The sequence below is a fragment of the Microbacterium sp. NPDC056044 genome (assembly GCF_042267145.1).
In the GTDB taxonomy this organism is placed as follows: domain Bacteria; phylum Actinomycetota; class Actinomycetes; order Actinomycetales; family Microbacteriaceae; genus Microbacterium.
The window spans coordinates 460,474-484,883 of record NZ_JBHJWZ010000004.1 but is presented as its reverse complement, the minus strand read 5'-3'; the positions used below and the strand labels follow the sequence as shown (position 1 = coordinate 484,883).

The window sequence follows — 24,410 nt, the reverse complement described above, 5'->3', positions numbered from 1 at the left end:
GGGTCGACACTGGGATGATGACGCAGCGGCACGAGTGGACGGTGGAGGATCATCTCAGGGATGCCGACCCCGAGGCGGTGCGGCTGTGGCATCGCGTCGACGACCTGATCCGGTCGTTCGGTCCGGTGACCCACTCGGTCGCCAAGACGACGATCACCTTCAAGGGTCCCCGTCGCGGGTTCGCCGGTGCACGGCCGCTGCGCGCCGGCGTGCGTGGTTACTTCGATCTGATGCGCGAGCTGCCGCCGGACCCGCGGATCCTCAGCGTCTCTCCCTACGGACGGCGCCTGTTCGTGCACCAGTTCCGTCTCGCCGACGGGGGCGAGTTCGACGACGATGTCGCGGCCTGGCTGCGCGAGGCGTACGACGTCGGCTGCGGCGCGCACCTCGGCCCCTGAGGCCGCGGCCTCGACCGCGGGCCTCGTGTCAGACGAGCCCGCCGTCGATCGACCGTGCGAAGTCGGCGGGATCCTCGGGGACGAGCACCGGGGTCTCGCGGTTGAGGCTCTCGCCGCGGAAGAACGTCTTCGCCCGCGGGAACAGGAACCACAGCACCATGAGGAGCACGCCGAAGGCGAGCGACCCGATGCCGAGGAGGAACGTGCTGCCGACGGGGCCGATGCCCCCGCCATAGCCGTAGTCGGGGTTGTACATGTCGATGGCGGACTGCACGAACGCGTACGTGAGCAACCCCGCCCCGAGCAGCGGGAACAGGAAGCGGTAGAAGAAGTTCCTGGCGCTGTTGAACAGCTCCCGCCGGAAGTACCACACGCAGGCGTAGCCGGTGATGGCGTAGTAGAACGCGATGGCGAGCCCGAGCGACAGGATCGAGTCCTGCAGGATGTTGTCGCTGATCAGCGTCATGCCGACGTAGTAGACGATCGCTACGACCCCCATGACCAGCGTCGAGAACGACGGGGTCTTGTACCGCGGGTGCACGGTCGCGAACCTGCGTGGCAGCGCCTTGTACGCGGCCATCGAGAGCGTGCCGCGCGCCGTCGGCAGGATCGTCGTCTGCGTCGACGAGATGGCCGAGATCATGACCGCGACCACCAGCACCCAGCCGAGCGGACCGAGCAGGCCGTCCTTGATGGCGAGGAAGAAGTCGTCCGCGTTCGCCTCGTTGCCGAGGCCCGTGCCCGTCTCGCCGAGGCCGGCGTACATCATCGCGGCCACCGTCACGCCGACGTAGGTGACGAGGAGGATCACCGTCGTCAGCAGCGCCGCCCGCCCCGGGATGCGCTTGGGGTCCTTGGTCTCCTCGTTGAGTGCGAGGCACGTGTCCCAGCCCCAGTAGATGAACAGCGCCAGCAGCACGGCTTCGACGAAGCCGCTCCACTCGGTGAACGCGAACGGGTTGAACCAGGACCAGTCGAACGGCGTCGGGTCCGGGGCGGTGCCTGCGAAGAACTGCCACAGCGCGGCGACCACGAAGATCGCGAGCGCCAGGTACTGGATCGCCAGCAGCACGTTCTGGATGCGCTCGCCGATCTCGACCCCTCGCCAGCTCACCCACGTCATCGCCGCGATGAACACGACGCCCGTCGCGGTCACGAGGGGGACGTTGTCCGCGAGCAGCGCGTCTTCGGGATTGCGCACGATGCCGTCCACGAGCGCCCAGAAGTAGATGCCGGCGATCTGCGCGAGGTTCGCGAGCACGACCATGCCGGCGACTGCGACGCCCCAGCCGCCCATCCAGCCGACCCACGGGCCGAAGGCCTTCGTGCCCCAGGTGAAGGTGGTGCCGCAGTCGGGGACGTCGTTGTTGAGCTCGCGGTAGGCGAACGCGATGAAGAGCATCGGGATGAAGGCGATGACGAACGCGATGGGCGCCTGCGCCCCGACGGCCAGCACGACGAAGCCGAGGGTCGCCACCAGCGAGTACACGGGTGCCGTCGACGCGAGGCCGATGACGGTGGACCCCCAGAGTCCCAGCGTGCCCGCGGCGAGTCCCTTGCCCTCGGGCCGCTGCATGTCGATCGGGGTTGTAGCCATGGGGTGACGTTATGGCGTGCGAGAAGGGCCGGTCAAGACATGCGCGCGACGGTCAGACCGGACATCTCACGACGGCAGGACGATGCGGACGGGATCGGCGCCGGCCGACATCAGCCACGCGCGCGCGGCGCCCGGTTCGCAGTACGGCGGCACCCCGCGGAATCCCGCGAGGACGCGGAGCTCCGGCGCGCACGACGTGTCGATGACGAGGTCGTGGTCGCCCCGCACATCGGCGAGGAGGCGCCAGTGCCGCTGCCAGTCGTCGGGCTCTCCCACGACGACCGCGCGACCCGTCGCCGCCGCGGGATCGGCGACGTACTCGTCGACCCCGAGCACCCGCGTGCCGTGCTGTTCCCACGCGGCGAGCGCTCGTCGCCCGGACGGCGATCGGCGGGCCACGACACCGGTGAGCGCGGCGACGGGAACCCACGGGGTGTCGGGTTCCACGGTGTCTCGGGGCGGGACCGGCACCACCGCGAGCTGCAGCGTGCGGCCGTCGAGCCGGGCGCGCCCGGCGGGCGCGGCGGCGTCGAACGTGGAGGGGTCGGCGCCGGCCGACGCGTGGTCGACGCGCGTCGCGTACGGCAGCACCAGCCGATGCGGGAAGAGATCGGCGACGCGCGAGACCGGCCCGGTGAGCCGGTGCGCCCCCGCGACCACCAGCACGCCGGCACCCGGGGCTCGACGCACGAGGCTCTCGATGCGCTCCATGACGACCTGCGCGTACTCCGGCGGCAGACGCAGCGAGATCGCGTCGAGGTCGTCGACGAGCACCGCCGACCCGCGGCGCGGAAGCTCGTCGTGGAGCGCCGCGACGGCATCCCACAGCCTCTCGGGATGGGCCGGCAGGCGCACCGCCGACCCGCCCAGCTGGGCCGCCACGAGGGCGAGGGCGTTCGACACCCCGGACGCGGGGCCGCCCAGCACGAGCAGTCCGCGGTCGGACGGCCCGAGGAACGCCACGGGCTGGCGCTGATGCTCGGGCTCGTCGGCCAGACCGAGCAGCACCGCCCCGGTGCCCGGCGCCTCGGGCTCCGTGGCCGCCCGGGCGATGAGTTCGTCGAAGCTGAGGTGCCTCGGCAGTTCGGGCAGCCACGGCCGGCTCGGCGCGCGATGCCCGATCCGCAGGGCGGCGGCCGCGACGTCGTCGGGCCCCGAGAGGGCGATGCGCACCGGCTGCGGGCTCGCATCGCCCGCGCGGCGCACGAACGCCGTCCCGCGCCCGGAGGAACCGCCGCTGAGCCGCGCGGCGTCGTCCGTCCCCAGCAGAACCCGGCTGTCGGCGGGGTCGGTGACGCGCAGGCTGATCCGCAGCGGGCAGTTCGCCAGCAGGTTGTCGCGGATCACGCCGGCCGCGCGCTGAGTGCCGAGGATGAGATGGATGCCGAGGGCCCGCCCCCGCGCCGCGAGATCGGCGAAGAGCCCGTGCAGCTCGGGGTGGTCGCCGAGCAGAGCGGCGAACTCGTCGACCACGACGACGAGCCGCGGCAGCCGCACGCGGGGATCGCCGATGTCGCGAGCGCCGGCCGCCGCGATCGCCGCCTCGCGGCGGCGGAGCTCCGCCCGCAGGCTCTCGATGGCGCGGCGCGCCCCCGCGCCGTCGAGGTCGGTGATGACCCCGCTGACGTGGGGCACCCCGGCGAGCCCGTCGAAGGCCGTTCCGCCCTTGAAGTCCGCGAGCAGGAACGTGACCTCGTCGGTGGTGCGCGTCGCGCAGAGCGCGAGGATCCACGTGATGAGCAGCTCGCTCTTGCCCGCGCCGGTGACGCCCGCGACCACGGCGTGCGGCCCGTCGGCGACGAGGTCCACGAGCACGGGTGCGCCGCGGCTCACGCCGATCACCGCGGGCAGACCGCCCGGCGTGGCCGGCACACCCGCCAGGAGCGGCGCCAGCGCGATCGGCTCCGGCACGCCGCGCTGGAACCCGAGGCTGTGCTCGGCTCGGGCGGAGAGCTCAGCTGCGATCTTGTCGGCCTGGCCGCGGGCCACCGCCTCGACCCGCACCGGCACGACCTCGCCGGCGTGCTCGAGCCGCGCGACGTCGGGTGACGAGATCGTGAGCACCGCCTGACATCGCGGCGGCAGCGGCTCGCCGGGCCGGACCCGCGCGATCACCAGCTCCGCCTCCGCAGGAACGAGCTCCCCCGGCCCCACCACGGCCAGCGACGATCCGCCGTGGCCGTCCCGGTGCGGGAGCGCCTCCATCCACTCGAGGCCGCGCCCCAGGTGTCCGACGAGCCGCAGCTCGTCCGGCGCGAACGCCAGACACGCCTGCAGTGCGAGCCCACGCTGCACCGCGGCGCCGAGCGTCTCGCCGCCGACGACCACCACGCCCGCGGCGAGCGGGAGCGTCACCGGCGCCCCCGAGACCCGAGCCGCACGGCGACGCAGGTCCGCAGCATCCGGATCTCCGTCTCCGCCGGTCACGCGCACGACGCTCGTGCGCTCGCCCTCGCCGACGACGAGCGACGCATCGCGACCGCCCCGCCAGATCTCGCCCTCGCGCGTGACGAGGCGCGCGACATCGGGATGCCGCGCCCACAGCTGCGCCCGCTCGCCGTCGTGCCGCGCCGACACCGCCGCGGCGACCTCGCCGCGAGCCCGCGCCGCGTCGACGGCGGCGCGCCGGCCGTCGCGTCGGGCGGCGCGACGCGCGTCGAGCAGGGTCGCCGCCGCGATCAGCGGGCCGAGGAGCGCGAACCAGAGCGAGAAGAGGGAGCCGGTGACCAGCCAGAGCGCGACGGCGCCGACCACCGGGACGATCGCGGCGACGAGGGGCAGCGGCGGTCGCGGCGGCGGGCTCCAGGCCGCGGGGAGGGCGAGCGGCTCATCGTCGAGGAGGCCGCCGGTGGCGGAGGCGGGCGGAGCGGTCGGACGCATGCGCCCAGTCCACCGTGGTCCCGCAGCCGATGGGCCGCCGCGGCCGGGATCTGTGGATCGCGGACGTCAGTCGTCGTCTGTGGAGGAGTCGGCGGCGGAATCGTCGCTGCCAGGCTGCCCCACGTCGAGCACGATGATCGTGATGTTGTCGCGGCCGCCGTTCTCGAGCGCGGCCTCGAGCATGGCGGATGCCGCGTCGCCGGGGTCCGCGTTCTCGTCGAGGAAGTGGCGGATGCCGTAGTCGGTGAGCTCTTTGGTCAGCCCGTCCGAGCAGATCACGAACCGGTCGCCGTCGAGGACATCGAGGCGCACATAGTCGGGCGTCACGCCGTCGCTCGGGCCCACGGCCCGCGTGATCACGTTGCCGTACGGGTGGTTCTCGGCCTCTTCGGGGCTCAGCCGCCCGGCGGCGACGAGCTCCTGCACGACGGAGTGGTCGGTGGTGATCTGGACGATCGCGCCGTCGCGCACCAGGTACACGCGCGAATCGCCGATGTTGAGGGTGACCCAGTGCGGGGCATCCCCCGACGTGTCGAGGAAGACGCCGGTCACCGTGGTGCCCGTGCCGTCGTCGGTCGCCTCGGGGTGGGAGGCGATGTCTTTGACCGCGCGAGCGAGTGCCTTCTCGATCGTCTTGGGCGTCACCGTGCCGCTGTCGGCGACGGCGCGGAGGCGCTCGATCGCACTGGCACTGGCGATCTCGCCACCGACGTGCCCGCCCATGCCGTCGGCGACGACGAACAGCGGGTACGCCGCGAACATCGCGTCCTGGTTCACCTCGCGACGGCGTCCGGTGTCGGTCACGGCCGCCCAGGAGAGCTCGAGCACGCCACCGGGAACCGGGACGGCGAGAGACTGGGTGGAAACTTCGGGCACGCCCTGTCCTCCCCGTCGGATGACGCCGGAGCCCTTCGCCCCCGCGTCTTCACATACTAGTGGGTTACTCGACGGCGTCCTCGGACTCGGCGAGGGCGTCGACCACGATCTGCGCGGTGGTCGGCGGTGGGGCGAGCGGCACCGTGGGCACCACGACGGTCTCCTCCTCCTCGGCCGCGCCCTCGAACTGCGCGTTGTACAGGCGCCAGTACGCGCCCTTCTGGGCGAGGAGCTCGGCGTGCGACCCCTGCTCGACGATCGCGCCGTTCTCCATCACGAGGATGAGATCGGCGTCGCGGATCGTCGACAGCCGGTGGGCGATCACGAACGCCGTGCGGTCCTCGCGCAGCCGCGACATCGCGCGCTGGATGAGCAGCTCGGTGCGGGTGTCGACCGACGACGTCGCCTCGTCGAGGATGAGGATGCGCGGGTCGGCGAGGAACGCGCGGGCGATCGTCACGAGCTGCCGCTCCCCCACGCTGAGGTTCGTGGCCTCGTCGTCGAGCATCGTGTCGTAGCCGTCGGGCAGCGCATGCACGAAGCGGTCGACGTAGGCCGCGGTCGCCGCGGCGACGATCTCCTCCTCCGACGCATCCGGCCGGCCATAGGCGATGTTCTCGCGGATCGTGCCGGCGAACAGCCACGTGTCCTGCAGCACCATTCCGGTGCGCGCACGCAGGTCGTCACGCGTCATGGTGCGGGTGTCGACGCCGTCCAGCGTGATGCGGCCGGAGTCCACGTCGTAGAAGCGCATGATGAGGTTCACGAGCGTCGTCTTGCCCGCGCCGGTGGGCCCGACGATCGCGACGGTGCTGCCTGGCCGCGCGGCCAGCGTGAGGCCGTCGATCAGCGGCTTGTCGGCGACGTAGCGGAACGAGACGTCCTCGAACTCCAGGCGGCTCGCCGAGTCCGGCGCGGTCCGGGCCGGGTCGTCGTCGGGCGTCTGCTCCTCCTCGTCGAGCAGCTCGAACACGCGCTCGGCGCTGGCGACGCCGGACTGCAGCAGGTTCGCCATGGACCCCAGCTGGCTGAGCGGCTGCGTGAACTGGCGCGAGTACTGGATGAACGCCTGCACGTCCCCGATCGACATGAGACCGGCGGCGACCTGCAGGCCTCCGACCACCGCGATCGCCACGTAGACGAGGTTGCCGATGAACATCATCGCGGGCATGATCACGCCCGACAGGAACTGCGCTCCGAAGCTCGAGCGGTACAGCTCCTCGTTCTCGGCGCGGAAGTCCGCCTCGACCTCCTTCTGGTGGCCGAACACCTTCACCACCGAGTGGCCGGAGAAGGTCTCCTCGACGCGGGCGTTGAGCACGCCCGTCGTCTTCCACTGCTGCACGAAGAGCTTCTGCGAGCGCTTGGCGACGAGCACCGTGATGAGGATCGTGAGCGGGATCGTGACGAGCGCGATGACCGCCAGCAGCGGCGAGATGATGAACATCATCGTGAGCACGCCGATCACGGTCAGCAGCGAGATGACGACCTGCGACAGCGTCTGCTGCATCGTCTGCCCGATGTTGTCGACGTCGTTCGTGACGCGGCTGAGCAGCTCGCCGCGCTGCACGCGGTCGAAGTACGACAGCGGCAGGCGGTGCACCTTGTCTTCGACCTGCAGGCGCAGCCGGTGCATCGCGCGCTGCACCACGCCGTTGAGGATGCGCGCCTGCAGCCACCCGAAGAGGCTCGAGAACACGTAGACGAGCAGCACCAGCGTCAGGATCCGCGCGAGCTGCTCGAAGTCGATGCCGGCGCCGGGCACGAAGTCCATCGACGCGATCATGTTCGCCTGGTCCTGGTTGCCCGACGCGACGAGCCCGTCGATCACCTGCTGCTTGGTCATGCCCGCGGGCACCTGCAGCGAGATGAAGCCCGCGAACACGATGTTCGTGCCCTCGCCGAGGAGCTTCGGGCCGATCACCGAGAGGGTGACCGACAGGATGCTGAACAGCAGCACCACGAACAGCAGCGGCCGGTCCGAGCGGAGGGTCGCGAGCAGGCGCTTCGCGCTGGGACCGAAGTTCTGCGCCTTCTCACCGCCCGACACCTGGCCCATGGGGCCTCGCTGCATCGGCATGCGCTGCGGGCCGCGCCCCGGCCCGCTCATGCTGCCGCCTCCGCAGCGAGCTGGGATTCGACGATCTCGCGGTAGGTCTCGTTGGTCTCGACGAGCTCGTCGTGCGTGCCGATCCCGACGATGCGGCCGTGATCGAGCACGAGGATCTGGTCGGCGTGCTGGATCGTCGACACGCGCTGCGCGACCACGAGCCGGGTCGCGTCGGGCAGGTGCGTGTCGAGCGCGCGGCGCAGCGCAGCATCCGTCCGGAGGTCCAAGGCTGAGAACGAGTCGTCGAAGATGTACGACTCGGGCCGTTTCACCAGCGCACGGGCGATCGCGAGGCGCTGGCGCTGGCCGCCCGAGACGTTCGTGCCGCCCTGCGCGATCGGCGCCTCGAGCCCTTCGGGCATCGCGCGCACGAAGTCGGCCGCCTGCGCGAGCTCGATCGCGGTCCACAGCTGCTCGTCGGTCGCATCGTGGTCGCCGTATCTGAGGTTCGACGCGATCGTGCCCGAGAACAGGAACGCCCGCTGCGGGACGAGTCCGACACGCGTCCAGAGCTCGTCGGGGTCGTACTCGCGCACGTCGACGCCGTCGACCCGGACGCTGCCCGCGGTCACGTCGAACAGGCGCGGCACGAGGCTGACGAGCGTCGTCTTGCCCGAGCCTGTCGAGCCGATGACCGCGGTCGTGGTGCCGGGCTCGACCGTGAACGTCACGTCGTGCAGCACGGCGTCCTCGGCACCGGGGTAGGCGAAGTCCACGTGGTCGAACTCGATCCGGCCGTACGGTGCGGGGGCGGATGCTGCGGCCGCCGGCGCCGACACCGACGGCGTGGTCTCGAGCACCTCGCCGATGCGGTTCGCGCACACCGCGGCGCGCGGGATCATGACGAACATGAAGGTCGCCATCATCACGCCCATGAGGATCTGCATGAGATAGGTGAGGAACGCGAACAGCGTGCCGATCTGCACGCCGTTGTCCTGCACCTGGAAGGCGCCGAACCAGATCACCGCGACGCTCGAGAGGTTCATGACCAGCATCACCGCGGGGAACATCAGCGCCATGAGGTTGCCGGCGCGCAGCCCCGTTGCCTTCACGTCGTCGCTCGCCGACTCGAAGCGGGCGCGCTCCTCGCGCTCGCGCACGAACGCGCGCACGACGCGGATGCCGCTGAGCTGCTCCCGCATGATCTGGTTCACGCGGTCGATGCGCTTCTGCATCTGGGTGAATGCCGGCACCATCCGCCACACGATGAGCCCGACGATGACGAGCAGCACCGGGATCGCGACCGCCATCAGCCACGACAGGCCGACGTCCTGGCTGATCGCCATGATGACGCCGCCGATCGCGAGCATCGGGGCCGAGATCATGAGCGTCGCCGACACCTGCACCAGCATCTGCACCTGCTGCACGTCGTTCGTGTTGCGGGTGATGAGCGACGGCGCGCCGAACTGACCGACCTCGCGCTGCGAGAACGCGACGACGCGATGGAACAGGTCGCCGCGGAGGTCGCGGCCCATGCCCATCGCCAGGCGCGACCCGAAGTACACCGCGACGATCGCGCACACCACCTGCACCAGGCTCACGATCAGCATGACGCCGCCCGTGGACCAGATGTACGGGATGTCGCCGGTCACGACGCCGTTGTCGATGATGTCGGCGTTGAGGGTCGGAAGCCACAGCGACGCGATCGACTGCGCCAGCTGGAAGACGACCACCGCCACGATGAGCGGCCACGCGGGACTCAGGTACCGCACCAGGAGCTTTCCGAGCACGACGGTCCTTTCCGGGCGCGGAGTCGTCCGCTCACACGGAGTGCGCCGGAATGCGACGCTACGCCTGCGTCGGCGTCGGCGACAACCCGCCCGGTACGCCGTCGGCGAACTCGCGCGGCACCTCGCCCGCTGCGGTCAGGCGGCCGGCTCCGGCGGCGGGAACAGCGCGTCGATCGCCGCGAGATCCGCCGCCGTCGGCGTCCACGCCGAGGCCGCCGCGGCGTTCGCCCGCACCTGCTCCGGGGTGGTCGCGCCGGCGATGACGCTCGACAGCGCCGGGCGCGACAGCAGCCACCCGAACGTCGCCTCGAGCATCGTGATGCCCCGCTCGTCGCAGAACGCCTGATACCCCTCGAGCGCATCCCACGGCGCGTCGTCGTAGATGTGGCGGCGCTGCCGGATGATGCGGGTGTCGGCGGGCGCGGCATCCCGTGTGAACTTGCCGGTGAGCAGGCCGTTGTGAAGGGGGAAGTACGGGAAGAAGCCGAGGCCGTACCGCTCGACGGCCCGCAGCACGTTCCGCTCGGCTCCACGCGCGAGCAGGCTGTACTCGTTCTGCGCCGAGACGAACGGCACGCCGTGGCGCATGAGCGCGGTGAAGTGGCCCTCCGCGACCTGCCAGCCCGAGAAGTTCGTGTGCCCGATGTAGCGCACCTTGCCCTCGCGGACGAGGTCGCCGAGGGCGTCGAGCGTCTCTTCCATCGGGGTCTCGTTGTCGGGCACGTGCAGCTGGTAGAGGTCGATCCACTCGGTGCGAAGACGGGTGAGGGATGCCTCGACCGCGCGCCGGATGTACGACCGCGAGCCCTTCGCACCCGACGGCGGGTAGCCCATGTCGCGTCCCGGGTGACCGAACTTGGTCGCGAGGATCACCTGGTCGCGTCGGCCCTGGAGCGCCTCCCCCATGAGCGTCTCGGACTGCCCCGGTTCGCCGCCGTACATGTCGGCGGTGTCGAGGAACGTCACGCCGGCGTCGATCGCGGCGTCGAGCACCGCCCGCGTGCCGTCGAGCGTTTCGGTGCGGGTACCGGGGCGGCCGAAGTTGTTGCAGCCGAGGCCGACAGCGGACACGAGGAGGCCGGACGCGCCGACGCGGCGCAGCGGGACAGTCGAGGTCATGCCTCCACGCTAGCCCCGGAGACGGATGCCTCGATCCGCGGGCAACGCGACAGCCCCTCGCCGTCGGGCGAGGGGCTGTCGATGGGTGTTACGGCTTGGGCGCGTCGGGCGCCGGCGGCTCGGTCGTGGGAGGCTCGGCCGCCGGCGGCTCTGCGGCCGGGGGCGCTGCTGCCGGCGGCTGGGCCGCCGGGGGCTCGGCAGCGGGCGGCGGCGTCACCGGGGGCTGGGCCGCCGGGGGCTGGGCCGCCGGGGGCTGGGCCGCCGGGGGCTGGGCGGCAGGCGGAGGCGTGTAACCGGCCGGGGGCGCGGGCGGCGGCGTGTAACCGGCCGGGGGCGCCGGCGGCGCGTTGTATCCGGCGGGAGGCGCCGGCGGGGCGGTGTAGCCCGCCGGAGGCTGGTAGCCCTGGGGGGCGCCGTAGGCGGGCGCACCGGGAGCGGACTGCACTCCGGCCTGGTCGGGCTGGACCGGAATGCCCTGCCACACGGTCGTGTCCTTCAGGAACGAGTTGCGCCACGGCGACGGCGTGATGTTCGGGTTCCAGCGCGAGCTGCCGAACGCCAGGATGCCGAGCCAGATGATCGTGCCGACGCCGGGGATGAGCCACAGCAGCAGGAGCGCCCACGACGCGCCGAGCTTGGCGCCGATGCGCCAGCCGGAGAGGACCCAGGCCGCGATGCCGACGAGGCTCAGGATCCAGCCGATGACGGGGATCTGGCCGAGGAACCCGGCGATCAGGATCGCCCCCAGCATGACCCAGGGCGACAGATCACCGAGCTTGGCGGCCACCATCGAGTTGTAGACGGGGACCCATGCGCGCCAGCGGCCCTGCACACCAGCCTTGTCGAAGACCTTCATGAGGAACCACGAGCCGATGACGTAGCCGGCGATCGCGAGCAGGAAGAGGAAGGGCGCGACGATGAGCCAGAACGCGATGAGCGCCCCGACCCCACTGCCGTCGTTGTAATCCATGTGGAGCGACCTCCGAGAGAGTCGGTTCTGGACGCGTGAGCACGCGCCCGCGGAGCCCCTGCTCCGCTCGACACATGCTAGCGACGCTCTCAGCCGACTGTCAGCATTCGCGGCCCAGATCAAGGGGATGGCTCGCCCGCGCGCCGGTGGATAGCCTGAGCACAACTCCCGACCGAAGGGCTGCCATGACCGATCAGACTCCGTCCTCCGCCACTCCCCCGCCGCTTCCTCCCCAGTCCGCCGCCGACGCCGCGCGCGCGGCCGATCCCGACGACACGGGCGTGCCGACGGTCGAGGGCGAGGTCGCCGACGTCGGCCGAGGATTCTTCTCGGCGCTGTTCGACCTGTCGTTCCGCACCTTCATCACTCGGCGGCTGGCGAGCGTGTTCTATCTGGTCGGGCTGATCGCGATCGCCATCGGCTTCATCGTCTACTTCGTCGGCGGAATCTGGAGCGCCGTCTCGGTGATGTGGCTCAACGTCGGCGCCGGGATCAGCGGACTGGTCGCCACGGTCATCGTCGTCCCCGTCATCACCTTCCTCTCGATCATCCTGCTGCGGTTCGTCATCGAGGCGGTCGTCGCCCTCATCGCGATCGCCGAGAACACCGAGCGAACCGCGCAGCACACCCGGCGCTGACCCGCCGACCCCCCGCACCTGTTGCGTGCGGTGACAACCGGCATTTGCGGCGGCCGCTCGGCAGGCGCAGAGTGGGCGGGTGCCAGATCCCTCGCCCACTCCCCTTCTCGACGCCCCTCACGCCGATGCCACCGTGCTCGACAACGCCCCGTGGCACGCGCTCACCGGACCGCACGCGTCGTTCGCCATCGGCAACGACCTCGTGCGCCGCTACCCCGCGGACGTCGCGCCCTTCGTGGCGGTGCGCTCGTGGGAGGACCCCGCGATCTGGCAGGCGCTCGTCGAGCTCGTCGGCCCCGGCGCCGAGATCGGGCTGTCGGGGTACGACGGCGAGGTGCCGGACGGCTGGGAGGTCGTCGGCGAGGGCGAAGGCGTGCAACTCGTCGAGACCGACGCGCTGCGGCCGCGGCCCGACGCCGAGGCCGTCCTTCTGGGTGCCGACGACGTGCCCGAGATGCTCGCCATCGTCGAGCGCAACGAGCCGGGCCCGTTCCGCCCCCGCACCTACGAGCTCGGGCGCTATATCGGCATCCGACGCGAGGGCCGGCTCATCGCGATGGCGGGCGAGCGCCTGCACCCCGAGGGCTGGACCGAGATCAGCGCCGTCGCGGTCGATGCCGACCACCGGCGTCAGGGCCTCGCGTCGCGTCTCGTGCTCGACGTCGCGTTCCACATCCAGCAGCGTGGCGATCGCGCCCTGCTGCACGCGGCCGCGTCCAACGTCGGGGCGATCGCCGCGTACGAGCGCCTCGGCTTCGCGCTGCGCCGCCGAAATCGCTTCTGGGCCGTGCGGACGCCTGTGGCGTAGCGCTCAGGCGAACAGCTCGAGTTCGCCGGCGCCGGTGTCGCGCACGCGCAGGCCCGCAGCATCCGCCCATGTCAGAAAAGCCGCGGCAGACCCGATCCGCGGCCGTTCCTCGGCGAGCCGGCGCACGAGCGCGCCCTTGGCGTGCTTGTTGAAGTGGTTGAGCGCGCGCACGGCGCCGTCGGCTCCCTCGCTCACGACACGGACGTAGCGCGACGCGACGCCGGCGGGAACCGGTCCGAGACCGACGTACGCCTCGGAGCGGAGGTCGAGCACGAACCGCGGCGCGAGCGCGGCGAGGGCCGCGGTCACGTCGGCGCCCCACAGGCGCTTCAGCGGCGGCACGCCCGGCAGCGACGTCGCCGCTCCGAGGCGGTACGCGGGAATCGGGTCGAGCGCGCCCACCGGCCCGAACGGCGCCGAGTGCACGAGGACGTGGGCTCCCAGCCAGCGCCGGGAGGCTGCGGAGACGGATGCTGCATCCAGCGCGTCGAAGAGCACCCCGGTGTAGCGGTCGATCGCCGCCATCGACGGCGCGTCGCGGAGTTCGGCGTTCACCGCGACCTCGCCGCGCTGCTTCGGGCCGAGCTTGAGGACGCGTGCCGCGTGCTCCTCGTCGCCGGAGAGCGCGACCAGCGCGGCGACCACGGCTTCGCGCTGCGCAGCGAGCTGCGGCAGCGCGAGGCGCGTGACATCGAACGGCGCGCCCTTGCCCCCGGACCGCTTGGTCTCGGACGGCGGCAGCAGGATCAGCATGGCTCTCCGTGGCAGGGCTCGGGGCGAAGACGCCGGGGGAAACGACTCGGCCGATCCCCGAAGGGACCGGCCGAGTGCGAATGATCGTCGATCAGGAGATCAGTGCGGCGTTTCCGGCCACGATCGTGAGGTCGTCGCCTTCCATCGACAGGAACCCGTCCTGCGCGTTGGCGATGATCTTCGTGCCGGAGGTCTCGGTGATGCGCACCTGACCCTCGGCGAGGATCGCGAGCACCGGCTCGTGACCGGTCATGAAGCCGATCTCGCCCTCGACGGTCTTGGCGACGACGAGCGACGCCTCTCCCGACCAGACCTCCGCGTCCGCGGAGACGAGACTCACCTTGAGCGGCATGATCAGCCGTTCTCCTTCTGGATGCGCGCCCACTGCTCTTCGACGTCGGAGATGCCGCCGACGTTGAAGAAGGCCTGCTCGGCGACGTGGTCGAACTCGCCCTTGACGATCGCGTCGAACGACTCGATGGTCTCCTTGATCGGGACCGTCGAACCCTCGACACCGGTGAACTTCTTCGCCATGTAGGTGTTCTGCGAGAGGAACTGCTGGATGCGGCGCGCGCGGGCGACGACGATCTTGTCCTCTTCCGAGAGCTCGTCGACACCGAGGATCGCGATGATCTCCTGCAGTTCCTTGTTCTTCTGCAGGATCTGCTTCACGGCGGTGGCCACACGGTAGTGGTCCTCACCGATGTAGCGCGGGTCGAGGATGCGGCTCGTCGACGTCAGCGGGTCGATGGCCGGGTACAGACCCTTCGACGCGATCTCACGCGAGAGCTCGGTCGTGGCGTCGAGGTGCGCGAACGTGGTCGCCGGAGCCGGGTCGGTGTAGTCGTCGGCGGGGACGTAGATCGCCTGCAGCGACGTGATCGAGTGACCACGGGTCGAGGTGATGCGCTCCTGGAGGATGCCCATCTCGTCGGCGAGGTTCGGCTGGTAGCCCACCGCGGAGGGCATGCGGCCGAGCAGCGTCGAGACCTCGGAACCGGCCTGCGTGAAGCGGAAGATGTTGTCGATGAAGAGCAGCACGTCCTGCTTCTGCACGTCGCGGAAGTACTCCGCCATCGTGAGGGCCGAGAGGGCGACGCGCAGACGCGTCCCCGGCGGCTCGTCCATCTGGCCGAAGACGAGGGCGGTCTTGTCGAAGACGCCCGCCTCCTCCATCTCGCCGATGAGGTCGTTGCCCTCACGGGTGCGCTCGCCGACACCGGCGAACACCGACACACCACCGTGGTCCTGCGCGACGCGCTGGATCATCTCCTGGATGAGGACCGTCTTGCCGACGCCGGCGCCACCGAAGAGGCCGATCTTTCCACCCTGCACGTACGGGGTCAGAAGGTCGATCGACTTGATGCCGGTCTCGAACATCTCGGTCTTCGACTCGAGCTGGTCGAACGAGGGCGCCTGGCGGTGGATGCCCCAGCGCTCGGTGACCTCGACGGTCTCGCCCGGAGCGGCGTTCAGGACGTCACCCGTGACGTTGAACACCTTGCCCTTGGTGACGTCGCCGACGGGCACCGTGATGGGGCCGCCGGTGTCGCGCACCTCCTGGCCGCGGACCATGCCGTCGGTCGGCTTCAGCGAGATGGCACGGACGAGGTCGTCACCGAGGTGCTGCGCGACCTCGAGCGTGATCTCGGCCGACTCGCCGTCGATCGTGATCGTCGTCTTGAGCGCGTTGTAGATGTCGGGGATCGAGTCGTGCGGGAACTCGATGTCGACGACGGGGCCGGTGACGCGGGCGACGCGCCCGACGACCGCCGTCTCGGTCTTGTCAGCGGTGAGGCTCATGGCTTCTTCTCTTTCGTGTGGTCTTTGCGTCACTTGCCGGACGCGAGAGCGTCGGCGCCGCCGACGATCTCGGCGATCTGCTGCGTGATCTCGGCCTGGCGCGCGTTGTTGCGCAGGCGCGTGTAGTCGGTGATGAGCTTGTCGGCGTTGTCGCTGGCGGACTTCATCGCCTTCTGCGTCGCGGCGTGCTTCGCGGCCGACGACTGCAGGAGCGCGTTGAAGACGCGGCTCTGGATGTACACCGGCAGGAGCGCGTCGAGCACCGTCTCGGCGTCGGGCTCGAACTCGTACAGCGGGTACACCGCCGCGGAGCTCGACTCCTCGGCCTCGACGACCTCGAGCGGAAGCAGGCGCACCGTCTCGGGCGTCTGCGTCATCATGCTGACGAAGCGGTTGTAGACGAGGTGGATCTCGTCGACGCCGTTCTCTTCGCCACCGCGGTCGTACGCGTCGAGCAGGGTCGCCGCGATCTCCTCCGCCGTGGTGAAGTGCGGCGTGTCGGTGTCACCCGTCCACTCGGCTGCCGCCTCCATGCGACGGAACTGGAAGTACCCGACGGCCTTGCGCCCGACGAGGTAGAACACCGGCTCCCGGCCCTCCTCGCGCAGCAGCTGCGCGAGTTCGAGGCCCTCACGGAGGATCTGCGAGTTGAACGCGCCCGCGAGACCGCGGTCGGACGAGAAGATCACGACCGCGGAGCGGCGGATCGTCTCTCGTTCGACGGTCAGCGGGTGGTCGACGTTGGAGTGCGTCGCCACGGCGGAGACGGCACGCGTCACGGCCCGCGCGAAGGGCGACGACGCGCGCACACGCGCCATCGCCTTCTGGATGCGCGAAGCCGCGATGAGTTCCATCGCCTTCGTGATCTTCTTGGTCGTCTGAGCAGAAGAGATCTTCTGCTTGTAGACCCGGAGTTGTGCGCCCATGTCTGCTAGCCCAGGCCCGCCTTAGCGGCGGCCCTTGACGATCTTCTCCTGGTTCACGTCGTCAGCCTGCGCAGCCGCGACCTCTTCGTGGCCGGGCTTGGTGATCGACTGGCCCTTGCCGGCCTGGAACTCGAGGATGAACTCGTCGGTCTTCTTCGTCAGCTCGGCCACGGTGTCGTCGTCGAGGACGTTCGTGTCGCGCAGCGTGTCGAGGATCGTGGTGTTGCGACGCAGGTAGTCGAGCAGCTCGCGCTCGAACGCGAGCACGTCCTCGACCTCGATCGAGTCGAGCTTGCCGTTGGTGCCGGCCCAGATCGACACGACCTGCTCCTCCACCGGGTACGGCGAGTACTGCGGCTGCTTGAGCAGCTCGGTCAGACGCGCGCCGCGGGCGAGCTGGCGACGGGAAGCGGCGTCGAGGTCCGAGGCGAACATCGCGAACGCCTCGAGCGAGCGGTACTGGGCGAGCTCGAGCTTGAGCGTGCCGGAGACCTTCTTGATCGACTTGACCTGTGCGTCACCGCCGACGCGCGAGACGGAGATGCCGACGTCGACCGCGGGACGCTGGTTCGCGTTGAACAGGTCGGACTGCAGGAAGATCTGGCCGTCGGTGATCGAGATCACGTTGGTCGGGATGTACGCCGAGACGTCGTTGGCCTTGGTCTCGATGATCGGCAGACCGGTCATCGAGCCGGCGCCGAGCTCGTCGGACAGCTTCGCGCAACGCTCGAGCAGACGCGAGTGCAGGTAGAAGACGTCGCCCGGGTAGGCCTCGCGGCCCGGCGGGCGGCGCAGCAGCAGCGACACGGCGCGGTATGCCTCGGCCTGCTTCGACAGGTCGTCGAAGATGATGAGGACGTGCTTGCCCTCGTACATCCAGTGCTGGCCGATGGCCGAGCCGGTGTACGGCGCGAGGTACTTGAAGCCGGCCGGGTCCGAGGCGGGAGCGGCGACGATGGTCGTGTACTCCAGCGCGCCGGCGTCCTCGAGCGCGCCCTTCACGGCCGCGATCGTCGAGCCCTTCTGGCCGATGGCGACGTAGATGCAGCGGACCTGCTTGTTGACGTCGCCCGACTCCCAGTTGGCCTTCTGGTTGATGATCGTGTCGATCGCGATCGCCGTCTTGCCGGTCTGGCGGTCGCCGATGATGAGCTGGCGCTGGCCGCGGCCGACCGGGATCATCGCGTCGATGGCCTTGATGCCGGTCTGCAGCGGCTCGTGCACCGACTTGCGCTGCATGACACCCGGCGCCTGCAGCTCGAGGGCGCGGCGGCCGGTGGTGACGATCTCGCCGAGACCGTCGATCGGGTTGCCGAGCGGGTCGACGACGCGGCCGAGGTAGCCCTCGCCGACGCCGACCGAGAGCACCTCGCCGGTGCGGGTGACCTGCTGGCCGGCCTCGATGCCGGCGAAGTCGCCGAGGACGACCACACCGATCTCGTGCTCGTCCAGGTTCTGTGCGAGGCCCTCGGTGCCGTCCGCGAAGCGGACGAGCTCGTTCGCCATCACGCCGGGAAGACCCTCGACGTGGGCGATGCCGTCAGCGGCGTCGACGACCGTGCCGACCTCGGTGGCCGCAGCCCCCGTGGGCTCGTAGGCGGCGACGAAGTCCTTCAGCGCGTCACGGATGACATCGGGGCTGATAGAGAGATCTGCCATTGTTTTCCTTCGTTCAAGGGGCCGCGGCCCCGAAATCTCCGCGTGGGCGGGAAGTCTGTGTCAGCCGGCGAGCCGCTGACGGAGGTCGGCGAGGCGCGAAGACACGCTCGCGTCGATCACGTCGTCCGCGATCTGCACGCGCACGCCACCGACGACGGTCGGGTCGACGACGGTGTTGAGCGAGACCGGGGTCCCGTAGCGCTTGGTGAGCGCGGCGGTGAGCCGCTCGCTCTGCGCCGCGCTGAGCGGTGCTGCGGCGACGACCGTCGCGACAGCGCGGTTGCGCTGGTCGGCGACGAGCCGCGTGGCGCGCGACAGCAGCTGGCGCACGCGCCGCTCGCGGGGCTGGCGGATGAGCGAGGCGGCGATGAGCGTCGTCGCGGCGCTTGCGCGGCCCGCGAGCAGCTTCTCGACGAGCGTGCCCTTCGCGGCGGAGTCGCCGAGGCGGCTCCCCAGCGCGAGCTCGAGCTCGGGGTTGTCGGCCACGGCCCGCGAGAACGCGAACAGCTCGGCCTCGACGTCGGACTTCGCGTCGGCGACCGCGGCTGCCCGCACGGCGAGCTCCTCGATGCCGTCGACGAGGTCGTCGGACGAGGACCACCGCTCGGCGACGGCGGTCGTCAACAGCGACGCCGTCGTGGGCTTCACAGCCTTGCCGAACACGTCGGCGACGACCTTGCGGCGGGCCTCGGCCGGCGCGGCGGAGTCGGCGAGCGCGCCGCTCAGCTGCGACGAGTCGCCCACGGCGCGCGCCACGGCGAACAGCTCGCCTGCCACGTCGAGGTCGACGCCCGACGCGGCGCGCAGCGCCGCGGTCGTCGCCGCCAGGGCCTGAGTGGTCGCGCTGCCCATTACGCCTTCGCCCCTTCGGACTCTTCGAGCTCTGCGAGGAAGCGGTCGACGACGGCCTGGGCCTTCTTGTCGTCGGACAGCGTCTCGCCGATCACGCCGCCGGCGAGGTCGAGGGCCAGCGTGCCCACCTCGCTGCGCAGCGAGACGAGAGCCGTCTGGCGCTCGGCCTCGATCTGAGCGTGCGCCGTCGTGGTCAGGCGTGCGGCCTCCGCCGAAGCGGTGTCCTTGGCTTCGGCGACGATCTTCTTGCCGTCCTCACGGGCGGCGTCGCGGATCTCACCGGCCTCCTTGCGAGCGTCGGCGAGCTGCGCCGTGTACTCCTCGAGAGCGGCCTCGGCCTTGCGCTGGGCCTCGTCGGCCTTGGCGATGTTGCCTTCGATCGCAGCGGAACGCTCGTCGAGCAGCTTCTTCATCCGCGGAAGGGCGACCTTCCAGAAGATGACGAGGATGACGATGAAGCACACCGACGACCAGATGATGTCGTACCACGCGGGGATGAGCGGGTTGTGCGCCGCACCCTCTTCCGCAGCGTACGTGACAAGAGCGTTCAGCATCCTGTCTCCTTAGTAGAGGTCGTGAGTAGAGGTCGCCAGGATCACGCGTAGCCGAAGATGAAGCCGGTCGCGATGCCGATGAAGGCGAGCGCCTCGGTGAAGGCGATACCGATCCACATGAGCACCTGCAGGCGGCCGGCCAGCTCGGGCTGACGGGCGACGCCCTCGATCGTCTTGCCGACGACGATACCCACGCCGATGGCCGGGCCGATCGCGGCGAGGCCGTAACCGACGGTGGCGATGGAGCCGGTGACCTCGGCGAGAACCGTAGTTGCGTCCACGGGGGTGTTTCCTTTCGGTTGTGGGCGGCCCTGCGCCGTGAAGACGCAGCGCCGTCCCGTATCAGTGCTCTTCGGCGACCGCGAGCTGGATGTAGACCGCGGTGAGAAGGGCGAAGACGTAGGCCTGGAGGACAGCCACCAGGAGCTCGAACAGGGTGAAGATGAATCCGAACGCGAGGCTGCCGGCGCCGAGGATCGACCACCAGCCGCCCATGTCGAAGATGAAGAACTGCGTGGCGGCGAAGAACAGCACCAGCAGGAGGTGTCCGACCATCATGTTCATGAGGAGTCGGAGCGTCAGCGTCACCGGACGGATGATGAACGTCGAGATGAGCTCGATCGGCGTGACGATGATGTAGATCGGCCACGGCACGCCCGACGGGAAGAGCGAGTTCTTGAAGAAGTTCTTCGGGCTCTTCTTGATGCCGGCGTAGATGAAGGTGACGTAGCTCACGATCGCGAGCGTCAGCGGCACTGCGATGATGCTCGTTCCCGCGATGTTCAGGAACGGGATGATGCCCGTCAGGTTCATGAACAGGATCATGAAGAACATCGTCGTGAGGATCGGCAGGAAGCGCTGGGCGTCCTTCTTGCCGAGCAGGTCCTCGCCGATGTTGACGCGGACGAAGTCCAGGCCCATCTCGACGAGGCTCTGGAAGCGACCCGGCACGACGCGCATGCGGCGCGTGCCGAGCCAGAAGATCACGACGACGGCGATCGTGGCCAGGAACTGGATGAGGTGGATTCGCGTGATCGGCACACCCGCGAGGGTGGTGAGGATCTCAGGGAAGAACTCGTCGATCGACGGCCCGTGGAAGACGGGGGGTTCATCCGTGGCAAAGGGGGCGATCAGGGTCGCAGCATGAATAGACAGCGCTGGCTCCAGCTTCGGGGCACCGGTCGAGAACCGTTGCGACGATGGTCGGTGAGCGTCACTCCGCAAGTACTCGCAGAGCGAGTGGGGCGGGCGCGGGTTCAGCCTATCAAACTTGAGAGGTCCCTGAATCCGCGCCCGGAAGGGTCAGTGGGCGTCGGCCTCGCCGTCGCGGCGGTCCCCCGCCTCCGGGTCGGTCGGAAGCTGCACGTCGCTCACGTGCGGCACCCGCATGCGGAGCATCACGACGACGTCGATCGCGAGCGACGCGAGCACGCTCGCCACGAGTGCGAGGAAGAAGACGGTGGGCTCGATCCACGGCTGACCGCGCAGCACGAAGAGGATGACGATGAACACGACGAACTTGAGGATCCAGCCGCCCATCACGATCCCGAAGAAGACGGGGACGTAGAGCTCGTTGCCGTACCAGCGGTTCGCGATCAGGATGCTCGCCGCTGTGATCCCGAGGAAGACGGCAGCGACGAGCACGCCGGCCAGAGCGCTCCACAAGCCGTCGGTTCCCGCGACGAGGTAGCCGATGACGGCGCCGATCACCGCGAGGATCGCGGTGACCGAGCCCGACCACACCAGGACGGTGCGCAGGATCGGGGTGCTGGAGACGGGGCTGGGGCTCATGATGCGTCCTCCTGTGCGGGCGCGTGATCGGGCTGTGGTTCGGGTGCGGGGGCGCCGGCCGGCGCGGCGACGGGGCGGCGGCGCGAAGGAAGCAGGGTGACGACGAGGCAGGCGGCGATGCCGACGACGCCGTAGAACACGCCGAAGAGGTAGTCCCCCGGCCACTGCAGCGTCGTGCCGATGTACATCAGCAACACCGACAGGCTGACCAGCGCCGTCCATGCGTAGAAGATGAGCACGGCGTCGCGGTCGCTGTGCCCCATGTCGAGCATGCGGTGGTGCAGGTGCTTGCGGTCGGGTGAGAACGGCGACTTGCCCCGGCTCATGCGCCGCACGACGGCGAGGCCGAAGTCCAGCAGGGGCAGCAGCACCACCACTACCGGCAGCAGGATCGGGATGAAGGCACCGAGCAGCTGCGAGCGGCCGAAGGCGTCGTTGTCGGCGATCATCGCGGGGTCGAAGTTGCCGGTGATCGAGATGGCCGAGCACGCCATGAGGAGGCCGAGCATGAGCGCGCCCGAATCCCCCATGAACAGGCGCGCCGGACTCCAGTTCAGCGGGAGGAAGCCGATGCAGGCGCCGATGAGCACGGCGGCGATGAGCGACGACAGCGTGAAGTAGTTGCTCGACCCGATGTCACGGAAGACCATGTACGAGTACGCGAAGAAGACCACGTTCGCGATGAGGCACACGCCCGCGACGAGGCCGTCGAGCCCGTCGATGAAGTTCACCGCGTTCATGACGACCACGATCGAGAACACCGTCAGGGTGAAGCTCGCCCAGCTCGAGAAGATCGTCATGCCGCCCAGCGGCAGCGTGTAGATCTGCAGCTGCCCGAACCACGCGATGACGCCGGCCGCGAGGAACTGCGCGCCGAGCTTGATCATCCAGTCGAGGTCCCACAGGTCGTCGAGGACGCCGATGATCACGATGAGCGCGGTCGCGCCGAGCAGCGCGTACATCTGCTGGGGCTGCGCCCAGACGATGGAGAAATACGGATGCTGCGACGACACCGCGAACGCCGCCAGCACGCCGAGGAACATGGCGATGCCGCCAAGACGCGGTGTGGGGTTCTTGTGGACGTCGCGCTCGCGGATGCCCGGATACAGCTTGTACTTCAGGCTGAGTCGCCACACCGCCCACGACAGGACGAAGGTGACGGCCGCCGTGAGGAGGATCGTGAAGACGTACTGCTTCACGAGCGATCGGGTTCCGGCGCCTCCGGACCCGGCGCCTCAGGCTCGGCGACCGCTTCCGGCTCGGCGCCCGGGTCGGGCTCGAGGAGGTCGCCGAGCACGTCGCGCAGCTGCTCGCGGCTCACGGCTCCCTCGCGCAGCACTCGCACCAGCGGTTCGTCGCCGGCGACGAGGCTCGTCGCGTCGATGATCGTCGAGGGGATCCCGGTCTTGGACGGCCCGTCGCCGAGGTAGACGGCGACGCTGTCCTTCAGCATCCCTTCCGCGTCCTCGGCGGTGATGCCTGCCGCCATCCCCGTGAGGTTGGCGCTCGAGACGGCGAGCGGCCCCGTCTCTTCGAGGAGCTCCAGGGCGATCCGGTGCGCGGGCATGCGCACCGCGACGGTGCCCTGAGTCTCGCCGAGGTCCCACGACAGCGACGGCTGCGACGGCAGCACGATGGTGAGCCCACCGGGCCAGAAGGCCTCGACGAGGCGCTCGATCGGCTCGGGCACCTCGGCCACGAGCGCCCGCAGCGTCGTGAGTCCCGCGACGAGCACGGGCGGCGGCGACTGGCGGCCCCGGCCCTTCGCGGCGAGGAGGCGCGCGACCGCGGCGTGGTCGAACGCGTCGGCGGCGACGCCGTAGACGGTGTCGGTGGGGATGACGACGAGCTCGCCGCGGCCGATGGCCTGGCGCGCCTGGCGCATGCCGGTGAGCAGCTGCGCCTCGTCACGGCAGTCGTAGATGGGGGACATGTCAGAGGAAGTCTAGTTGTGCGGCCCCGGACGAACGCTCCGAGGCCGGGACGGCCGTCAGGGCCGAAGGGCGGTGGTCGCGCGCTCGCGCATCGTGAGGTCGGGATGGGTGGCGGTCGCGCGCCACCCGTCGGCCGCGAGGATCCCCCGGATCGCCTCGCCCTGCCACTCGCCGTGCTCGATCACGATCATGCCGCCGGGGTGCGCGAGGCGCAGTCCCACGCCGCTCAGAACGCGGACGACGTCGAGGCCGTCCTCTCCCCCGTACAGCGCCGCCGGCGGGTCGAAGAACCGCACCTCCGGATCACGCGGGATCGCAGCATCCGGAACATACGGAGGATTGGATGCCACCACCGAGACCGTGCCGTCGAGCTCGGGGAAGGCGTGCGCCAGGTCGATGAAGGCGAGCGTCGCGTTGTCAGCGGCGACGTGGGCGAAGTTCTCCTTCGTCCACACGAACGCGTCGACCGAGTTCTCGGCCGCGAACACGCGGGCGTGCGGCACCTCGGTCGCCATCGCGAGGGCGATCGCGCCGCTGCCGGTGCCGAGATCGACCGCGATGGGAGAGACGGATGCTGCGGCCCGCAGCGCGTCGATCGCCAGCTGCGCGACCATCTCGGTCTCGGGACGGGGCACGAACACCCCGGGGCCGACCCGCAGCTCGAGATGGCGGAAGGGGGCCGTGCCGGTGATGTGCTGCAGCGGCTCGCGCGTCACCCGGCGGGCGACGAGCTCGTCGAGGCGGGCGGCGTCCTCGGCGGTGAGGCGGTCGCCGCGGATCGCGCCGGCCTGCACTCCCCCGCGCCCGGCGCCGAGCACGAAGGCCGCGAGCAGCTCGGCGTCGACGGGCGGATCGGCGATGCCCGCCTGGGCCAGTCGCGCGGCGGCGCGCCCGAGGGCGTCGGAGAGCAGGGGGGATTCGTCGGGAGCAGCCATGACCGCATCCACTTTAGGCCGACGGGCCGGCGGCAAGGGTACCGGGGCACGACCAGCCGTTCGTCACAGTAGGACTC

Annotated in this window: 23 protein-coding genes; 3 read left to right on the top strand and 20 right to left on the bottom strand. The window is 70.3% G+C overall.

What is annotated here, in order from left to right:
• Window positions 1-17 precede the first annotated feature (17 nt).
• Window positions 18-398 carry a DUF5655 domain-containing protein gene (locus ACFC1I_RS14125; RefSeq protein ID WP_376010470.1) on the top strand — a complete coding sequence of 127 codons (381 nt, stop codon included), beginning with the start codon at window positions 18-20 and terminating at the stop codon, window positions 396-398.
• Window positions 399-426: 28 nt separating this feature from the next.
• Here ACFC1I_RS14125 and ACFC1I_RS14120 read toward each other — a convergent pair whose 3' ends face one another.
• The 7 genes from ACFC1I_RS14120 to ACFC1I_RS14090 form a co-directional block, all read right to left on the bottom strand.
• Window positions 427-1,995, bottom strand: coding sequence for an APC family permease (locus ACFC1I_RS14120; protein WP_376010468.1), 1,569 nt, complete (start codon window positions 1,993-1,995; stop codon window positions 427-429).
• A gap of 66 nt (window positions 1,996-2,061) precedes the next feature.
• Window positions 2,062-4,875, bottom strand: a complete 2,814-nt coding sequence (locus tag ACFC1I_RS14115) for an FtsK/SpoIIIE domain-containing protein (RefSeq protein WP_376010465.1) — start codon at window positions 4,873-4,875, stop codon at window positions 2,062-2,064.
• A 66-nt stretch (window positions 4,876-4,941) separates the two neighbouring features.
• Window positions 4,942-5,751, bottom strand: a complete 810-nt coding sequence (locus ACFC1I_RS14110) for a PP2C family protein-serine/threonine phosphatase (RefSeq protein ID WP_376010462.1) — start codon at window positions 5,749-5,751, stop codon at window positions 4,942-4,944.
• 64 nt (window positions 5,752-5,815) lie between these two features.
• Window positions 5,816-7,861 (bottom strand): ABC transporter ATP-binding protein, encoded by a 2,046-nt coding sequence (locus tag ACFC1I_RS14105; RefSeq protein ID WP_376010460.1) that lies wholly within the window; start codon window positions 7,859-7,861, stop codon window positions 5,816-5,818.
• Window positions 7,858-9,591, bottom strand: a complete 1,734-nt coding sequence (locus ACFC1I_RS14100) for an ABC transporter ATP-binding protein (protein WP_376010457.1) — start codon at window positions 9,589-9,591, stop codon at window positions 7,858-7,860. Before ACFC1I_RS14100 ends, ACFC1I_RS14105 begins: the two co-directional genes overlap by 4 nt.
• A 135-nt stretch (window positions 9,592-9,726) precedes the next feature.
• Window positions 9,727-10,710 (bottom strand): aldo/keto reductase, encoded by a 984-nt coding sequence (locus ACFC1I_RS14095; protein ID WP_376010454.1) that lies wholly within the window; start codon window positions 10,708-10,710, stop codon window positions 9,727-9,729.
• Between the two features lie 88 nt (window positions 10,711-10,798).
• Window positions 10,799-11,680, bottom strand: a complete 882-nt coding sequence (locus ACFC1I_RS14090; protein ID WP_376010451.1) for a large exoprotein — start codon at window positions 11,678-11,680, stop codon at window positions 10,799-10,801.
• A gap of 185 nt (window positions 11,681-11,865) precedes the next feature.
• On the opposite strand from ACFC1I_RS14090, the gene ACFC1I_RS14085 reads away from it, so the two are divergent.
• Together ACFC1I_RS14085 and ACFC1I_RS14080 are read left to right on the top strand one after the other, a co-directional pair.
• Window positions 11,866-12,318, top strand: coding sequence for a DUF4282 domain-containing protein (locus tag ACFC1I_RS14085; protein ID WP_376010448.1), 453 nt, complete (start codon window positions 11,866-11,868; stop codon window positions 12,316-12,318).
• A 79-nt stretch (window positions 12,319-12,397) separates the two neighbouring features.
• A complete protein-coding gene (locus tag ACFC1I_RS14080; protein ID WP_376010445.1) occupies window positions 12,398-13,126 on the top strand; it encodes a GNAT family N-acetyltransferase in 729 nt (242 codons plus the stop codon).
• Between the two features lie 3 nt (window positions 13,127-13,129).
• Here the strand turns inward: ACFC1I_RS14080 and ACFC1I_RS14075 are convergent, their stop codons facing one another.
• The 13 genes from ACFC1I_RS14075 to prmC all read right to left on the bottom strand — a co-directional run bounded on the left by ACFC1I_RS14075 (window position 13,130) and on the right by prmC (window position 24,333).
• On the bottom strand, window positions 13,130-13,879 hold the full coding sequence (locus tag ACFC1I_RS14075; protein WP_376010442.1) for a YaaA family protein: 750 nt from the start codon (window positions 13,877-13,879) through the stop codon (window positions 13,130-13,132).
• A 91-nt stretch (window positions 13,880-13,970) separates the two neighbouring features.
• Complete coding sequence (locus ACFC1I_RS14070) at window positions 13,971-14,231, bottom strand: F0F1 ATP synthase subunit epsilon (RefSeq protein ID WP_045297537.1); 261 nt, start codon at window positions 14,229-14,231, stop codon at window positions 13,971-13,973.
• Between the two features lie 2 nt (window positions 14,232-14,233).
• On the bottom strand, window positions 14,234-15,682 hold the full coding sequence (gene atpD, locus ACFC1I_RS14065) for a F0F1 ATP synthase subunit beta (protein ID WP_376010439.1): 1,449 nt from the start codon (window positions 15,680-15,682) through the stop codon (window positions 14,234-14,236).
• Between the two features lie 29 nt (window positions 15,683-15,711).
• On the bottom strand, window positions 15,712-16,608 hold the full coding sequence (locus ACFC1I_RS14060; protein ID WP_376010436.1) for a F0F1 ATP synthase subunit gamma: 897 nt from the start codon (window positions 16,606-16,608) through the stop codon (window positions 15,712-15,714).
• A 21-nt stretch (window positions 16,609-16,629) separates the two neighbouring features.
• The gene (gene atpA, locus ACFC1I_RS14055; RefSeq protein WP_376010433.1) at window positions 16,630-18,267 is read right to left on the bottom strand and encodes a F0F1 ATP synthase subunit alpha; all 1,638 of its coding nucleotides are present in this window, start codon (window positions 18,265-18,267) and stop codon (window positions 16,630-16,632) included.
• A gap of 60 nt (window positions 18,268-18,327) precedes the next feature.
• Window positions 18,328-19,119: a F0F1 ATP synthase subunit delta gene (locus tag ACFC1I_RS14050; RefSeq protein ID WP_376010430.1), complete on the bottom strand. Its 792-nt coding sequence runs from the start codon at window positions 19,117-19,119 to the stop codon at window positions 18,328-18,330.
• Window positions 19,119-19,673, bottom strand: a complete 555-nt coding sequence (locus ACFC1I_RS14045; protein ID WP_376010427.1) for a F0F1 ATP synthase subunit B — start codon at window positions 19,671-19,673, stop codon at window positions 19,119-19,121. The genes ACFC1I_RS14050 and ACFC1I_RS14045 overlap by 1 nt, the downstream gene beginning before the upstream one ends.
• Window positions 19,674-19,714: 41 nt before the next feature.
• Entirely contained in the window at window positions 19,715-19,954 is a 240-nt protein-coding gene (gene atpE, locus ACFC1I_RS14040) for an ATP synthase F0 subunit C (RefSeq protein ID WP_056121278.1), read from the bottom strand.
• A 61-nt stretch (window positions 19,955-20,015) separates the two neighbouring features.
• Complete coding sequence (atpB, locus tag ACFC1I_RS14035) at window positions 20,016-20,807, bottom strand: F0F1 ATP synthase subunit A (RefSeq protein WP_376010887.1); 792 nt, start codon at window positions 20,805-20,807, stop codon at window positions 20,016-20,018.
• Between the two features lie 168 nt (window positions 20,808-20,975).
• The gene (locus ACFC1I_RS14030) at window positions 20,976-21,464 is read right to left on the bottom strand and encodes a hypothetical protein (RefSeq protein ID WP_376010424.1); all 489 of its coding nucleotides are present in this window, start codon (window positions 21,462-21,464) and stop codon (window positions 20,976-20,978) included.
• The gene (locus tag ACFC1I_RS14025; protein WP_376010421.1) at window positions 21,461-22,663 is read right to left on the bottom strand and encodes an MraY family glycosyltransferase; all 1,203 of its coding nucleotides are present in this window, start codon (window positions 22,661-22,663) and stop codon (window positions 21,461-21,463) included. Before ACFC1I_RS14025 ends, ACFC1I_RS14030 begins: the two co-directional genes overlap by 4 nt.
• Window positions 22,660-23,397 (bottom strand): L-threonylcarbamoyladenylate synthase, encoded by a 738-nt coding sequence (locus ACFC1I_RS14020; RefSeq protein ID WP_376010419.1) that lies wholly within the window; start codon window positions 23,395-23,397, stop codon window positions 22,660-22,662. Before ACFC1I_RS14020 ends, ACFC1I_RS14025 begins: the two co-directional genes overlap by 4 nt.
• Window positions 23,398-23,454: 57 nt before the next feature.
• Window positions 23,455-24,333: a peptide chain release factor N(5)-glutamine methyltransferase gene (prmC, locus tag ACFC1I_RS14015; RefSeq protein WP_376010417.1), complete on the bottom strand. Its 879-nt coding sequence runs from the start codon at window positions 24,331-24,333 to the stop codon at window positions 23,455-23,457.
• Window positions 24,334-24,410 lie beyond the last annotated feature (77 nt).

Bases quoted from the DNA above. Each gene is read 5' to 3' on its own strand.
- ACFC1I_RS14125 (WP_376010470.1), top strand. From the start codon at position 18: ATGACGCAGCGGCACGAGTGGACGGTGGAGGATCATCTCAGGGATGCC.
- ACFC1I_RS14115 (WP_376010465.1), bottom strand. From the start codon at position 4,875: ATGCGTCCGACCGCTCCGCCCGCCTCCGCCACCGGCGGCCTCCTCGAC.
- ACFC1I_RS14070 (WP_045297537.1), bottom strand. From the start codon at position 14,231: ATGCCGCTCAAGGTGAGTCTCGTCTCCGCGGACGCGGAGGTCTGGTCG.
- ACFC1I_RS14060 (WP_376010436.1), bottom strand. From the start codon at position 16,608: ATGGGCGCACAACTCCGGGTCTACAAGCAGAAGATCTCTTCTGCTCAG.
- ACFC1I_RS14030 (WP_376010424.1), bottom strand. From the start codon at position 21,464: ATGAGCCCCAGCCCCGTCTCCAGCACCCCGATCCTGCGCACCGTCCTG.
- ACFC1I_RS14090 (WP_376010451.1), bottom strand. From the start codon at position 11,680: ATGGATTACAACGACGGCAGTGGGGTCGGGGCGCTCATCGCGTTCTGG.
- ACFC1I_RS14095 (WP_376010454.1), bottom strand. From the start codon at position 10,710: ATGACCTCGACTGTCCCGCTGCGCCGCGTCGGCGCGTCCGGCCTCCTC.
- atpA (WP_376010433.1), bottom strand. From the start codon at position 18,267: ATGGCAGATCTCTCTATCAGCCCCGATGTCATCCGTGACGCGCTGAAG.
- ACFC1I_RS14075 (WP_376010442.1), bottom strand. From the start codon at position 13,879: ATGCTGATCCTGCTGCCGCCGTCCGAGACCAAGCGGTCCGGGGGCAAG.
- ACFC1I_RS14050 (WP_376010430.1), bottom strand. From the start codon at position 19,119: ATGGGCAGCGCGACCACTCAGGCCCTGGCGGCGACGACCGCGGCGCTG.
- ACFC1I_RS14085 (WP_376010448.1), top strand. From the start codon at position 11,866: ATGACCGATCAGACTCCGTCCTCCGCCACTCCCCCGCCGCTTCCTCCC.
- ACFC1I_RS14120 (WP_376010468.1), bottom strand. From the start codon at position 1,995: ATGGCTACAACCCCGATCGACATGCAGCGGCCCGAGGGCAAGGGACTC.
- ACFC1I_RS14045 (WP_376010427.1), bottom strand. From the start codon at position 19,673: ATGCTGAACGCTCTTGTCACGTACGCTGCGGAAGAGGGTGCGGCGCAC.
- ACFC1I_RS14105 (WP_376010460.1), bottom strand. From the start codon at position 7,861: ATGAGCGGGCCGGGGCGCGGCCCGCAGCGCATGCCGATGCAGCGAGGC.
- ACFC1I_RS14020 (WP_376010419.1), bottom strand. From the start codon at position 23,397: ATGTCCCCCATCTACGACTGCCGTGACGAGGCGCAGCTGCTCACCGGC.
- atpD (WP_376010439.1), bottom strand. From the start codon at position 15,682: ATGAGCCTCACCGCTGACAAGACCGAGACGGCGGTCGTCGGGCGCGTC.
- prmC (WP_376010417.1), bottom strand. From the start codon at position 24,333: ATGGCTGCTCCCGACGAATCCCCCCTGCTCTCCGACGCCCTCGGGCGC.